Source organism: Mycolicibacterium mageritense (assembly GCF_010727475.1).
Taxonomy (GTDB): domain Bacteria; phylum Actinomycetota; class Actinomycetes; order Mycobacteriales; family Mycobacteriaceae; genus Mycobacterium; species Mycobacterium mageritense.
Window position 1 is genome coordinate 7,359,312 of record NZ_AP022567.1, and the last position, 12,392, is coordinate 7,371,703.

Below are 12,392 nucleotides of genomic sequence, written 5' to 3' on the forward strand. Positions count from 1 at the left end.
TCAGGCACCGACGGCCGTGAGCCACTCGCTGTAGAACAACGCCACGCCCAGGCCACACGCGATGGCCGTCAGCAGCCAGAACCGGATGATGACCGTGGTCTCGGCCCAGCCGACCAGTTCGAAATGGTGATGGAAGGGCGCCATGCGGAACACGCGGCGGCCCGTCGTGCGGAACGCCAGGATCTGCACGACGACCGAGGTCACCTCGGCCACGAATAGCGCGCCGAGCACGACCGCGAGGATCTCGGTGCGGCTGGTCACCGAAAGGCCCGCGATGACGCCGCCCAGCGCGAGCGAACCGGTGTCCCCCATGAAGATCTTGGCGGGCGCGGCGTTCCACCACAGGAACCCGATGCACGCGCCTGCCGTCGCCGCCGCGATCAACGCGAGGTCCAGCGGGTCGCGCACGTTGTAGCAGCCGAGGCCCGGCGCGGTCGCGCACGCGTTGCGGTACTGCCAGAACGTGATCAGTACGTACGCGGCGCACACCATGGCCATCGCACCCGCGGCCAGGCCGTCGAGGCCGTCGGTGAAGTTCACCGCGTTGGACCACGCGCTGACGATCACCACGCAGAACACCACGAACAGCCACGGTGCGAGCGTCACCGTGGCGATCTCGCGCACATAGGACAGCTCGGCGCTGCCCGGGGTCAGCCCGTCACCGTTGCGGAACTGCAGCGCGAGCACGCCGAACAGGATCGCCGCAAGGAGCTGGCCGACTGTCTTGGCGGTCTTGTTCAGGCCCAGGTTGCGCGCGCGCCGCAGTTTGATGAGGTCGTCGATGAAGCCCACCAAGCCCAGTGACGTGGCCAGGCCCAAAACCAGCAGACCGGACGCCGACGGGCCTTCGCCGCCCAGCGCCAGACCGACCAGGTGCGTGCCGAGGTAGGCCGCCCAGATGCCGGCCACGATCGCCACGCCGCCCATCGACGGCGTGCCCCGCTTCTTGGCGTGGCTCGCCGGGCCGTCTTCACGGATCTCGTGGCCGAGCCCGCGCTTGGTGAAGAGCCGGATCAGCGCGGGGGTCAACAGGATCGACACGGTCAGCGCGATGCCGACGGCGATGAGGATCAGCTTCATCGGCTGCCGCCCTGGTCCGCCGGCTCGGCGACCAGTGCCTCGGCCAACGCGCCGAGCCCGACGGAATTGGAAGCCTTCACCAGAACCACGTCTCCTGCCTGCAGCTCTGCCCGCAACACGGCCAACGCGGCGTCGGCATCGGCGACCATGACGGACTCGGCACCCCAGGAACCTTCCATGACGGCGCCGTGGTGCATGGCGTTCATTGCCCTCCCGGATCCGACGACGATTAGTCGAGACACATCTAAGCGCACCGCGAACCGGCCGATCGCGTCGTGCTCGGTTATCGCGTCGTCGCCCAGTTCGGCCATCTCGCCGAGCACAGCCCAGCTGCGCCGCTTCGCCCCGCCGCGCTCCTCGGCCTTGTCACTGGCCATCCACGCGAGCGCCTTGAGTCCCGCGCGCATCGAGTCGGGATTGGCGTTGTACGCGTCGTTGATCACGGTCACGCCGTCGGCCCGCGTGCTGACCTGCATTCGGTGCCGCGACACGGGACCGGCCGCGGCGAGCGCGTCGGCCACCTGCCGCAGACTCGCACCGCACTCGAGGGCGACCGCGGCCGCGCACAGCGCGTTGGACACCTGGTGATCGCCGTGTACCGCCAGCGCGACCTCGACTTCGTCATCGCCGGCATGCAGCGTGAACCGGGGCCTGGCCAACGCATCGAGCGTGACGGACCCGGCCCACACGTCGGCGCCCGGCTCACGCGACACGCGCACGACCCGCGCCGCGGTCAGCTCGGCCATCGCGGCCACGGCCGTGTCATCGGCGTTGAGCACCACCACCCCGCTCGACGGGACAGCTTGGGGCAGTTCGGCTTTCGTTTTCGCGATGATCTCACGGGAGCCGAATTCACCGAGGTGGGCGGTACCGACGTTGAGCACCACGGCGATCGACGGCGGCGCGATCGCCGCGAGCGCGGCGATGTTGCCGGGGTGACGCGCCGACATCTCCAGGATCAGATAGTCGGTGTCGGCGTCGGCCCGCAGCACGGTCCAGGGATGGCCCAGCTCGTTGTTGAACGACCCGGGTGGCGCGATAACCTGCCCGAGCGGCGCCAGCACGGCCGCCAGCAGATCCTTGGTCGAGGTCTTACCCGACGATCCGGTCACACCGATGATCGTCAGACCACCCGCGACCAGTTCGGCGGCCACCGCCGCGGCCAACCGGGCCAGCGCGGCCAGCACCGCGGCACCCGAGCCGTCGGTGTCGTGTTCGAGGGCTCCCGACGCCGCGTCGGCCGCGCCCGGTTCGGGGCGGACCACGATGGCGGGCACTCCGACGGGCCGGGCCGCGAGCACGGCGACCGCGCCGGCCGCCACCGCGGCGGAGGCGAAATCGTGGCCGTCCGAACGGGCGCCCGGGAGCGCGAGGAACAGGCTGCCGGGTCCGACCGCGCGCGAATCGAACTCGACGGTGCCGGTGACGCGCGTCGCCGCGGCCGCCTCGGGCGTGATGTCGGCCAGTTCGCCGCCCACGATCTCGGCGATCCTGGCGATGGTCATCTCGATCATGCGGGCGTCTCCCCTGAGTGCGGTGCCTGCGTCAGCGCGTCCAGCGCCGCGGCGAGCTCGACGCGATCGTCGAACGGCCTGGTGTGGCCGCGGCTGGTCTGTCCGCTCTCGTGCCCCTTGCCCGCGACGAGCACGATGTCGTCCGGACCGGCCCATGCCACCGCGTGGTCGATCGCGGCCCTCCGGTCGCCGATCTCCACCACCTGCGCACCGGCGTCGACGCTCTTGGCCCCGGCCAGGATCGCCGCCCGGATGGTCGCGGGCTCCTCGTCGCGCGGGTTGTCGTCAGTCACCACGACGAGGTCGGCCAGCTCGGCGGCGACCTGCCCCATCGGCTCGCGTTTGCCGGCGTCCCGGTTGCCGCCGGCGCCGAACACCACCGCGATGCGGCGCCCGGGATTTTCCCCGGTCGCTGCGCTCGCCTTGAGCGTCTCCAACACTGCCTGCAGTGCCCCGGGTTTGTGCGCGTAGTCGACGAGCGCGAGGAACGGCTGGCCGCGGTCGACGGCTTCCAACCGGCCCGGCACCGTCGCGGTGCGCAGCCCGGGGGCGGCCTGCTCGGGCGATACGTCCACCGCGTCCAGCAGCGCCACCGCGAGGGCCGCATTGGCCACGTTGTAGCCGCCCGGCAACCCGATCCGGAGGTCGTGGTGCACACCGGCCGGATCGGCCAGGACGAACTCCTGCGCACCCGGATCGGTGACGGTGACGTTCTGCACGCGCCAGTCCGCGACCCGGTCCGTGGCACTGACCGTGACCGCGGCCGCGGCGCGTGTCGCCATCGCGGCGCCCGCCTCGTCGTCGACGCAGACCACCGCGGCGGCCGCGTGATTGGGCGAGCGCGGGTCGAACAGCTTGGCCTTGGCTTCGAAGTAGTCCTGCATGGTCGGATGGAAGTCGAGGTGGTCGCGGGACAGATTGGTGAATCCGCCGACCGCGAACCGCAAGCCGTCGACCCGGCCCTGCACGAGCGCGTGGCTCGACACCTCCATGACCACGGTGTCCACGCCGCGTTCGACCATCACGGCCAGCAGCGCCTGCAGATCCGGCGCCTCGGGGGTGGTCAGCGCGCTCGGCAGGTCACGGCCGTCGATGCGGATGCCGACGGTGCCGATCAGCCCGGCCACGCGCCCCGCGGCCCGCAGCCCGGCCTCCACCAGATAGGTCGTGGTGGTCTTGCCCGACGTTCCGGTGACGCCGATGACACGCAGCTTGTCGGACGGATGGCCGTACACCGCGGCAGCGGCCCGGCCCAGCACACGCCGCGGCTCCGGGTGTACGAGCACCGGAACCTCGCTGCGCCCGGCCAGTTCAGCGGCGCCGGCCGGGTCGGTGAGCACCGCGACCGCGCCGCCCGACACCGCGTCCGGTGCGTACCGCACGCCGTGTGCCGACGCACCGGGTAGCGCCGCGAACAAGTCGCCTGGCCCGGCATCCTGACCGCGCAGTGTCACACCGGTCACGCGGACCTGCGGCAACGAGGCCTGCCCGACGGGTACGGCCTCGATCTGTTCGGCGAGCGCGGCGAGGAATTCGCCTGCGGGGTGGGACGGACGCAGCTTCATGGCCCTGTCACAGTACCCACCGGCCGCACCCACACCGACCACATGCGGCGAGTCGAGGTCAGGTCGCCTGCAGAGTCAGTCGCGGGCCGGGATCGGCCGACAGCGGCACACTCTCGCGTTGCAGCAGCCAGGACGCGATGTTGTGGAACAGCGGCGCAGCCGACGATCCGGGCGAGCCGTCCGCGGCGCGGTGCGGCGCGTCCATCATGATCCCGACGACGTAGCGCGGGTCGTCCGACGGCGCCATCCCGGCGAACGTGATCCAGTAGACGTCGTCGTAGTAGCAGCCGCACGCGGGGTTGATCTGCTGCGCGGTTCCGGTCTTGCCCGCGATCTGGTAGCCCTCCACCGCGGCCTGCGGGCCGGTGCCCTGCTGTACGCCCATCGGGTCACGCTGCACCACCGCGCGCAGCATGCCGCGCACCGTACGTGCGGTCTCCGGGGTCACGACGCGCACGCCCTCGGGACGAGGCTCGTCGGTGCGGGTGCCGTCCGCCGCGATCGTGGCCTTGATGATCCGCGGCGGGATGCGGACCCCGTCATTGGCGATGGTCTGATACATCGCGGCCATCTGCAGCAGAGTCATCGAAAGACCCTGTCCGATGGGCAGGTTGGCGAACGAGCTGCCCGACCACTGGTCGATCGGCGGCACCAGACCGGAACTCTCGCCGGGCAGGCCGACATTGGTGCGTTGGCCCAGCCCGAACCGGCGCACCATGTCGTAGAAGCGTTCCGGGCCGATCCGCTGGGCCAGCATCAGCGTGCCGACGTTGGAGGACTTTCCGAAAACCCCGGTGGTGGTGTACGGCATGACGCCGTGATTCCAGGCGTCGCGAACCGTGACCCCACCCATGTCGATCGAGCCCGGCACCTGCAGCACCTCGTCGGGATTGGTCAGGCCGAGTTCGATGGCCGTCGCCGCGGTGATGATCTTGTTGACCGAACCCGGTTCGAACGGTGAGGACACCGGCAGATTGCCCATCTGCCGGTTCTCCTGACGTCCGATGTCCTGGCTCGGATCGAACGTGTTGTCGTTCGACATCGCCAGCACCTCACCGGTTTTCGCGTCGAGCACGACAGCCGAGACATTCTTGGCGCCCGAGGCGTCCTTGGCCATCTGAACCTGCTGCTGCACGTAGTACTGGATGTCGTCGTCGATCGTGAGCATCACCGACGATCCGTTGACGGCATCGTGACGGTTGCGATAACTGCCGGGAATCACCACGCCGTCCGAGCCCCGGTCGTAGGTGACCGACCCGTCGGCGCCCGCGAGCACCGAGTCGAGCGAATCCTCCAGCCCAAGCAGGCCGTGCCCGTCCCAATCGATTCCGCCGACGATGTTGGCCGCGAGCGACCCACCCGGGTACTGGCGCAGGTCTTGGCGCTCCGTGCCGACCTCCGGGAACTTGTCGGTGATCGCCTGCGCCACAGCCGGATCCACCGCACGCGCGAGGTACACGAACGTCTCGCCGCTGCGCAGCTTCTTCAGGATGGTCTTGGCATCGGGTTTGTTGTCGAGCCGTTCCGCGACTCCCGTCGCGATCTCGGAGAGCCTGCGGTCAGGATCAGGCGCCTTCGACGACTTGGCCTTGGCGTCGGCGAGCTGCTGGCGGATCCGCACCGGCTGGAAGGTCAGCGCCCTGGCTTCGATCGTGAAGGCGAGCTTGTCGCTGTTGCGGTCGACGATGCTGCCGCGCAACGCCTGCTGCACGTCGGTGACCTTGAGCTGGCTGGCCGCCTCGGCGCGCAGCCCTTCGGCACGCGGCACCTGCAGGTTGAACAACTGCGCGGCGGCGATCAGCAGCACCGCGAAGATGACGAAGTTGCCCGCGCGGTGCCGGAACACGAACGAGGCGCTGCGCAAGCCGGTTTCGGTTGCGGCGACCCGGGTGCGCCGGATGCGGGCGGATCTCCCCTGCCCGTCCTTCTTCACGGGTGGCTGCTGCGCGCCGCGGGGCCGACGTCCGTCTGCCCGACTCATGCTGCCGGTGCGGGGACGGCGACGGGTGCGGGCGGTGCCACGACGGGCGGGCTGAACTGCTCGACGGGTGCGGCCGGACCGGGCGCTATCGGCACCCCGGCGGTGGGTACAGGTAGCGGCGCCTGCGGTGCGGCGGGCGCCACCGGCTCCACGGCCGGAGCGGCCGGAGCGGCCGGAGCGGCCGGCGGCACAGGGGCAACCGCTTCAGGTGCGGGGGCGACGGCCGGCGGCTGGCCCGGTAACGGCGCAGCCAGCGGTACCGGACCGGGGGCCTGCGCACCCGGAACCCCGTGTGCCGCATCGGCGGGCGCACCACCGGGCAGCGCCGCGGCGGGCGGCACGGCGGGAACGCCTCCGGCGGGCGGCACGGCCTGCGGCATCCGCACCGTCACCTCACGCGGGTCGAGGACGCGGGGTGCGGGCGGTGCCGGTGGCGGTGGCGGCGCGGCCTCGGGCAGCGGCGTGTTGAGCGGCGGCGGTGGGACGCCTTCGGCCGGTTTGGGTGTGCCCACCACGACCCAGTTGCCCGCGGGATCCTGCACCAGGTGGGCAGTGTCGCGGGACGGGATCATGCCGAGGTTGCGGGCGGCCTCGGCCAGCGCCGGGGCGGCCTGCGCCTCGAGCACGTCGCGCTCGAGTGCCTCTTTCTGTTGCAGCAGGCCCTGATTGGTCTGCCGGGCGTGACCCAACTGGTAGGACCGTTCGGCCGATCCGGTCGACAACCACAGCGTGATGCCGAGCCCGATGCCGAGTGCCGCGATCACCAGGACCACGAACGGGACACGTGAGACGAGCTCACGGGGATTCAGCTCGATGGACGCCAGCCGGACCAGCAGCCGCTCGCGCAGTGGTGGCCGGACAACCTTGGGGGCCTTGGCTTTCCGCGCCTTCGCCCGAGCCTTGGCCTGGCTGGTGTTCTTGGGCCGGGCCGGGCCGGAGCGCGGCCGCGGTATCGGCCCGGTTTGTGGCGCCGACCGGGCCGGACGCTGCTCCGGGATGGGCCTGCGCTTGCGCGGTGGCGCTTCCTTGGTCCGGCGAGCAGCCCCCCGCACTGATTGTCGCGCACCGGGACGACGGTCGCCGCGCACCGGGGCGGGTCGTTTGACCTTCATGACTTGCCCCTTCCCCCAACCTTTTCCAGCGCCCGCAACCGCACGGGTGCGCTTCGCGGATTGCGTTCGATCTCTTGTTCATCCGCCCGTTCGGCCCCGCGCGTGAGCGTCACGAACTCGGGCTCGTGACCGGGCAGTTCCATCGGCAGCCCCGGTGGTGTGCGTGATGCGGTGGCCGCGCTGAACGCGTGCTTGACTATGCGGTCCTCCAGGGACTGATAGGCCATGACCACGATCCGGCCGCCCTCGGACAGCGCCGCCAGCGCGGCGGGCAGTGCCGCACGCAGCGAGTCCAGCTCACCGTTGACCGCCACTCGCAGCGCCTGGAACGTGCGCTTGCCCGGGTGTCCACCGGTCCGGCGCGCGGGGGCCGGTATTGCCTCGTAGAGCAGTTCGACCAGCTCGCCGGTGGTGGTGAACGGCTGCCGGGCGCGGCGCCGCACGATCTTGTCGGCGATCCGGCCCGCGAAGCGCTCCTCACCGAAATCCCGCAGGATACGCGTGATCTCCTTGGCGTCATAGGTGTTGAGGATCTCGGCGGCGGTCAGCCGTGCGTCGGGATCCATCCGCATGTCCAGCGGCGCATCGACGGAGTAGGAGAACCCGCGCTCGGCAAGATCGAGTTGCATCGAGGACACCCCGAGGTCGAACAGCACGCCGTCGATGCGGGACTGCCCGCACTCGGCGATCGCAGCGGTGATGCCGTCATACCGCGTCCGGACCAGGCGGGCGCGGTCCCCGAACGGGGCGAGCCGCGCACCTGCGGTGGCCAGCGCGTTGGGATCCCGGTCCAGGCCGATGAGCTGCAGTCCGGGGAGTTCGGTGAGAAAGCGTTCGGAGTGCCCGCCCGCACCCAGCGTGGCATCGACGAGCACCGCGCCGGTTCCGTCGTCGTTCCTGCGGGTCAGCGCCGGGGTCAGCAACTGCACGCAGCGGTCCAGCAGGACCGGAATGTGTCCGTGGTCTCGGCTGTCTTGAGCCACACCAATCCCTCCTCCGGTTGGGGCTGCCGCTGCAACGAGGTCCCTGTCCGAATCCTTGGACCTGGCGTTGGGGAAGTACGTCAGGGCCGGTTCGGGCAGAGGCCACGCTGCACAGGCAGCCTCCGGGTCGGCAGCCAGTTCAGATGATGTCGCGCAGAGCTTCATCGGTGGCCGCGGAGAAGTTTTCTTCGTGCGTCTGCTGGTACTCCTGCCAGGCTTGTGCGTCCCAGATCTCCAGGTAGTCGACCGACCCGATCACCACGCACTCCTTGGACAGGTTCGCGTAGCGGCGGTGGTCGGCCGACAGGGTGATCCGGCCCTGTGCGTCGGGATGCTGCTCATCGGTCGCGGCCGCCAGGTTGCGCAGGAATGCCCGGGCATCGGGATTGCTGCGCGACGCGTCGGCGGCGCGACGGGCGACCTTCTCGAACTCGTCCCGCGGGTACACGGCCAGGCTGTGATCTTGGCTCTTGGTGACCATCAACCCTCCTGCCAGTGCGTCGCGGAACTTGGCGGGCAGCGTCAGCCGCCCCTTGTCGTCGAGCTTGGGCGTGTAGGTGCCCAGAAACATCTGGCCACCTCCCACACGGGGCTCCGGTTTCCCCGCTGGCCGCCACTTTACCCCACGATCCCCCACTTTGCTCCATTTGATGGGACGAGTTGGCCCGCCTCCCCCACTTCAGCCCAAAAATTGGCCGGCAGAGACCGCTGCGAGAGGCATCCGCGCACCCTAAGAGAGAGAAAACCCCAGTTCAGCACCCGCGGGAGTGCGGTGGGGCGGAGTGGGGAGAAATTTTGATCCCGAATCTGTCACGGAGCGCGCCGACCGCACATGCCAGTGCGCTGGAGGCCGCGTCGGCGTGTCGCACGAACCCCACACCGCCCCACCGGACGCCCGCAGACAACAAAAAAGGGGTAGCCCGCAAAGGGCTACCCCATCGACCTGTCAGGTCTAGTCGTCGAAACGCCTGCGGAAGCGGTCTTCCATCCGATTGGTGAACGAGCCGCCGCGCTGTTTGCGCTGGCGTGGCGAACCGGCCTGCGGCGCCGAGCGGTCGGCGCCACGGGTGATCCGCGGACCGGTCACAGCGAACACCACGCCGGCGAACATCACCACGAAGCCGAACACCGACAGGACCGGGAAGCCACCGATCATGGTGGCCTTCACCGCGACACCTACAACCAGAAGCCCCAGGCCCAGTACGAAGAGCACCGCGCCCTGGATCCTGCGCCGGGCCGAAGGCGCGCGTAGAGTGCCTCCCCGGACACTGGACGCGAACTTCGGATCCTCGGCATAGAGCGCGCTCTCGATCTGGTCGAGCATGCGCTGCTCATGATCGGAGAGTGGCATTCGTCCCTCCTTGCCGACGCCGCCATCGCGTTGTCCAAAGTCGTGTGTGTGCCCGCAATCACGGACACCTAACCCTAATGATACGAGGTCGATCCGAGCCGTACCACCAAGTTCACCTTCGATTGTAAGCCGTGGAATGCGGCTATGGCCCACCGCCTCACCCGCCCCATAATGACTCCGAATAATGGGTGGCAAGCACAGAGCGCTGGGGAAGGGCGACCGCATTGGCGACGTATCTGATCGATCTGTCGCCGGACGACATGCAGCGCCGGCTCCCCGAGGCGCTGAAGGTCTATGTCGACGCCATGCGGTACCCCCGCGGCACCGAAGAACAGCGCGCCTCGCTGTGGCTCGAACACACGCGCCGCGCCGGCTGGAAAGCCGTCGCCGCGGTTGATTTCGCAGGTCAGCCCAGCGATGCCGACGATCGGCAGGCCCCCGCGCCCACCGCGGAAGACCTGCTCTCCGCGCCCCTGCTCGGCATCGCCTACGGCTACGCCGGCGCACCCGACCAGTGGTGGCAGCAACAAGTCGTGGCGGGCCTGCACCGGGTCGGTACGGCCCCGGGACGCATCACCGAGCTGATGTCCAGCTACTTCGAACTGACCGAGCTGCACATCGAACCACGTGCGCAAGGTCACGGTCTCGGCGAGGCGCTGACGCGGCGGCTGCTGGCCGGATGCAATCAATCTCACGTTCTGCTGTCGACGCCGGAGATCAACGGCGAGGCCAACCGGGCCTGGCGGCTGTACCGGCGGCTCGGGTTCACCGACGTCATCCGCGGCTACTACTTCGCCGGAGACCCGCGGGCGTTCGCCATTCTCGGTCGCACGCTTCCGCTCTAGATGTGCCCACCGGTCGTGTGCGGCCCGCCCCATCTGGCACGATGACCAGGATGCGCGCCCGACCGACCCGCACCCCAGCCCGCCGCCGCGGCCGGGCCCGCCTCGGTGCGTTGGTGATGTTGCTGCTGCTGATGCCGATGGTGGTCGGTTGCGTCCGGGTACGCGCGTCGATCACGGTGTCGGCCGACGACCGCGTTTCGGGCCAGATCATCGCCGCGGCCAAACCGCGCAGCGCCGACGACAAGGGCCCGCAGCTGCTCAACAACCTGCCGTTCGCCACCAAGGTGGCGGTCTCGGAGTACAGCCGCGACGACTACGTCGGATCGCAAGCGGTGTTCTCCGACCTGAGCTTCGCCGAGCTGCCCCAGCTGGCAGGCATGAACCGCGACGCCGCCGGGGTGGACATCTCGCTGCGCCGGGCCGGTGACCTGGTGATCCTGGAGGGCCGCGTCGACCTGACCTCGCTCAACGACCCGCAGGCCGACGTGCTGCTGACGGTGTCGTTCCCGGGCGAGGTCACCTCGACCAACGGCGATCAGGTCAGCGAGTCGATCGTCGAGTGGAAGCTGCGGCCCGGCATCGTCAGCACCATGAACGCGCAGGCCCGGTACACCGACCCGAGCGCGCGCTCGTTCACCACCGCCGCCATCTGGCTGGCGGTCGGCGCGTTCCTGGTCGCCGGCGTGATCGCCGGGCTGGCATGGGCGAACCGCGACACGTCGCCAAAGCCGGGCGAACGCGCCACCGCGGGCGACTGAACCCCACCCGCGGGCAGCCATGGGCTGCCTTGCTATCGGGCCCCTGGCACGCTCTACCCTGAATGGACTCGGGGGCCGAGTACCAGGAGCAGAAAGGGGCGGGCGCTGAGCGTTGATGCAGCGGCACCGTCAGCCGTCGAGTTGGCCGGAGCCGTCACCGATCAGTTGCGTACGTATCTTCACGAACGACGCCGGGATTGCGCCTATATCGGCACCGAGTACGCCGAACTCACCGCGGCACTCGAAGAATTCGTGCTGCGTGGCGGAAAGCGGTTGCGCCCGGCCTTCGCCTACTGGGGTTGGCGCGCGGTCGTGGCGCCGCCCGACGCGCCTGCCGGCCCCGGCGTACTGCGCCTCTTCGCGGCCCTTGAGCTGCTGCAGGCCTGCGCGCTGATCCATGACGACGTCATCGACGACTCCGACACCCGGCGCGGCCTGCCCACCGTGCACCGGTTGTTCACCGAGCGCCACCGCGAACGCGGATGGCGCGGATCGTCGGCGCAGTTCGGCCTGTCCGCGGCGATCCTGGCCGGTGACCTCGCGCTGGCGTGGGCCGACGACATCGTCGCGACCGCGGACCTGACGCCCGATGCGCATCTGCGGGTCCACGACGTGTGGGGCTATATCCGCACCGAGGTGCTCGGCGGCCAGTATCTCGACATCGTGGCCGAGTCCAGCGGCGCAGAGACCGTCGCGTCGGCCATGAACGTCAACACCTACAAGACCGCGTCGTACACGGTTGCCAGGCCGCTGCAGCTCGGCGCGGCCGCCGCGGCCGACCGGCCCGATGTGCAGGAGATCTTCCACCAGATCGGTAATGATCTCGGGGTGGCGTTCCAATTGCGCGACGACGTGCTCGGCGTGTACGGCGACCCGGCCGTGACGGGTAAGCCCTCGGGCGACGACCTGCGGTCGGGCAAGCGCACGGTCCTGCTGGCCGAGGCGCTCGAGCTGGCCGACAAGTCCGATCCGGCCGCGGCCACACTGCTGCGCGACACCGTCGGCACCGAGCTGTCCGATGCGCAGGTCCACGATCTGCGCGCGGCCATCGAATCGGTCGGCGCCCTGTCTGCCGTCGAGAACCACATCGAGCTGCTCACCCACCGCGCGCTCGAGTTGCTCGACGCCGCACCCGTACACGATCAGGCCAAGATCGGTCTCGCCGAACTCGCGCGCCTGGCCGCCAACCGGTCGGCGTAGGAG

At 69.9% G+C, this 12,392-nt stretch carries 11 protein-coding genes; 3 read left to right on the forward strand and 8 right to left on the reverse strand.

All coding sequences use genetic code 11. From position 1 onward, the window contains the following. The 8 genes from mraY to G6N67_RS35630 all read right to left on the reverse strand — a co-directional run bounded on the left by mraY (nt 1) and on the right by G6N67_RS35630 (nt 9,586). Complete coding sequence (gene mraY / locus G6N67_RS35595) at nt 1–1,080, reverse strand: phospho-N-acetylmuramoyl-pentapeptide-transferase (RefSeq protein WP_036439093.1); 1,080 nt, start codon at nt 1,078–1,080, stop codon at nt 1–3. Further along, entirely contained in the window at nt 1,077–2,594 is a 1,518-nt protein-coding gene (locus G6N67_RS35600; RefSeq protein ID WP_036439091.1) for a UDP-N-acetylmuramoyl-tripeptide--D-alanyl-D-alanine ligase, read from the reverse strand. The genes mraY and G6N67_RS35600 overlap by 4 nt, the downstream gene beginning before the upstream one ends. Next, a complete protein-coding gene (locus tag G6N67_RS35605; RefSeq protein ID WP_036440451.1) occupies nt 2,591–4,159 on the reverse strand; it encodes a UDP-N-acetylmuramoyl-L-alanyl-D-glutamate--2,6-diaminopimelate ligase in 1,569 nt (522 codons plus the stop codon). Before G6N67_RS35605 ends, G6N67_RS35600 begins: the two co-directional genes overlap by 4 nt. Before the next feature lie 58 nt (nt 4,160–4,217). After that, nucleotides 4,218–6,140, reverse strand: a complete 1,923-nt coding sequence (locus G6N67_RS35610) for a peptidoglycan D,D-transpeptidase FtsI family protein (protein ID WP_073916977.1) — start codon at nt 6,138–6,140, stop codon at nt 4,218–4,220. Then, nucleotides 6,137–7,252, reverse strand: a complete 1,116-nt coding sequence (locus G6N67_RS35615) for a cell division protein FtsL (protein ID WP_036439089.1) — start codon at nt 7,250–7,252, stop codon at nt 6,137–6,139. The genes G6N67_RS35610 and G6N67_RS35615 overlap by 4 nt, the downstream gene beginning before the upstream one ends. After that, the gene (rsmH, locus tag G6N67_RS35620; RefSeq protein WP_179976783.1) at nt 7,249–8,400 is read right to left on the reverse strand and encodes a 16S rRNA (cytosine(1402)-N(4))-methyltransferase RsmH; all 1,152 of its coding nucleotides are present in this window, start codon (nt 8,398–8,400) and stop codon (nt 7,249–7,251) included. Before rsmH ends, G6N67_RS35615 begins: the two co-directional genes overlap by 4 nt. Then, a complete protein-coding gene (mraZ, locus tag G6N67_RS35625; RefSeq protein WP_036439085.1) occupies nt 8,375–8,806 on the reverse strand; it encodes a division/cell wall cluster transcriptional repressor MraZ in 432 nt (143 codons plus the stop codon). Before mraZ ends, rsmH begins: the two co-directional genes overlap by 26 nt. A gap of 381 nt (nt 8,807–9,187) precedes the next feature. After that, the gene (locus G6N67_RS35630) at nt 9,188–9,586 is read right to left on the reverse strand and encodes an SCO2097 family morphological protein (RefSeq protein ID WP_036439084.1); all 399 of its coding nucleotides are present in this window, start codon (nt 9,584–9,586) and stop codon (nt 9,188–9,190) included. Between the two features lie 224 nt (nt 9,587–9,810). Between G6N67_RS35630 and G6N67_RS35635 the strand changes: the two genes are divergently transcribed. The 3 genes from G6N67_RS35635 to idsA2 all read left to right on the forward strand — a co-directional run bounded on the left by G6N67_RS35635 (nt 9,811) and on the right by idsA2 (nt 12,389). After that, on the forward strand, nt 9,811–10,431 hold the full coding sequence (locus G6N67_RS35635; RefSeq protein WP_036439082.1) for a GNAT family N-acetyltransferase: 621 nt from the start codon (nt 9,811–9,813) through the stop codon (nt 10,429–10,431). Nucleotides 10,432–10,481: 50 nt separating this feature from the next. Then, nucleotides 10,482–11,189, forward strand: a complete 708-nt coding sequence (locus tag G6N67_RS35640) for an LppM family (lipo)protein (RefSeq protein ID WP_036440445.1) — start codon at nt 10,482–10,484, stop codon at nt 11,187–11,189. Between the two features lie 141 nt (nt 11,190–11,330). Beyond that, nucleotides 11,331–12,389, forward strand: coding sequence for a bifunctional (2E,6E)-farnesyl/geranyl diphosphate synthase (idsA2, locus tag G6N67_RS35645; RefSeq protein WP_036439079.1), 1,059 nt, complete (start codon nt 11,331–11,333; stop codon nt 12,387–12,389). The last annotated feature ends 3 nt before the right edge of the window (nt 12,390–12,392 follow it).

Bases quoted from the DNA above. Each gene is read 5' to 3' on its own strand.
- G6N67_RS35600 (WP_036439091.1), bottom strand. From the start codon at position 2,594: ATGATCGAGATGACCATCGCCAGGATCGCCGAGATCGTGGGCGGCGAA.
- G6N67_RS35610 (WP_073916977.1), bottom strand. From the start codon at position 6,140: ATGAGTCGGGCAGACGGACGTCGGCCCCGCGGCGCGCAGCAGCCACCC.
- rsmH (WP_179976783.1), bottom strand. From the start codon at position 8,400: ATGAAGCTCTGCGCGACATCATCTGAACTGGCTGCCGACCCGGAGGCT.
- G6N67_RS35605 (WP_036440451.1), bottom strand. From the start codon at position 4,159: ATGAAGCTGCGTCCGTCCCACCCCGCAGGCGAATTCCTCGCCGCGCTC.
- G6N67_RS35615 (WP_036439089.1), bottom strand. From the start codon at position 7,252: ATGAAGGTCAAACGACCCGCCCCGGTGCGCGGCGACCGTCGTCCCGGT.
- mraY (WP_036439093.1), bottom strand. From the start codon at position 1,080: ATGAAGCTGATCCTCATCGCCGTCGGCATCGCGCTGACCGTGTCGATC.
- G6N67_RS35640 (WP_036440445.1), top strand. From the start codon at position 10,482: ATGCGCGCCCGACCGACCCGCACCCCAGCCCGCCGCCGCGGCCGGGCC.
- mraZ (WP_036439085.1), bottom strand. From the start codon at position 8,806: ATGTTTCTGGGCACCTACACGCCCAAGCTCGACGACAAGGGGCGGCTG.
- G6N67_RS35630 (WP_036439084.1), bottom strand. From the start codon at position 9,586: ATGCCACTCTCCGATCATGAGCAGCGCATGCTCGACCAGATCGAGAGC.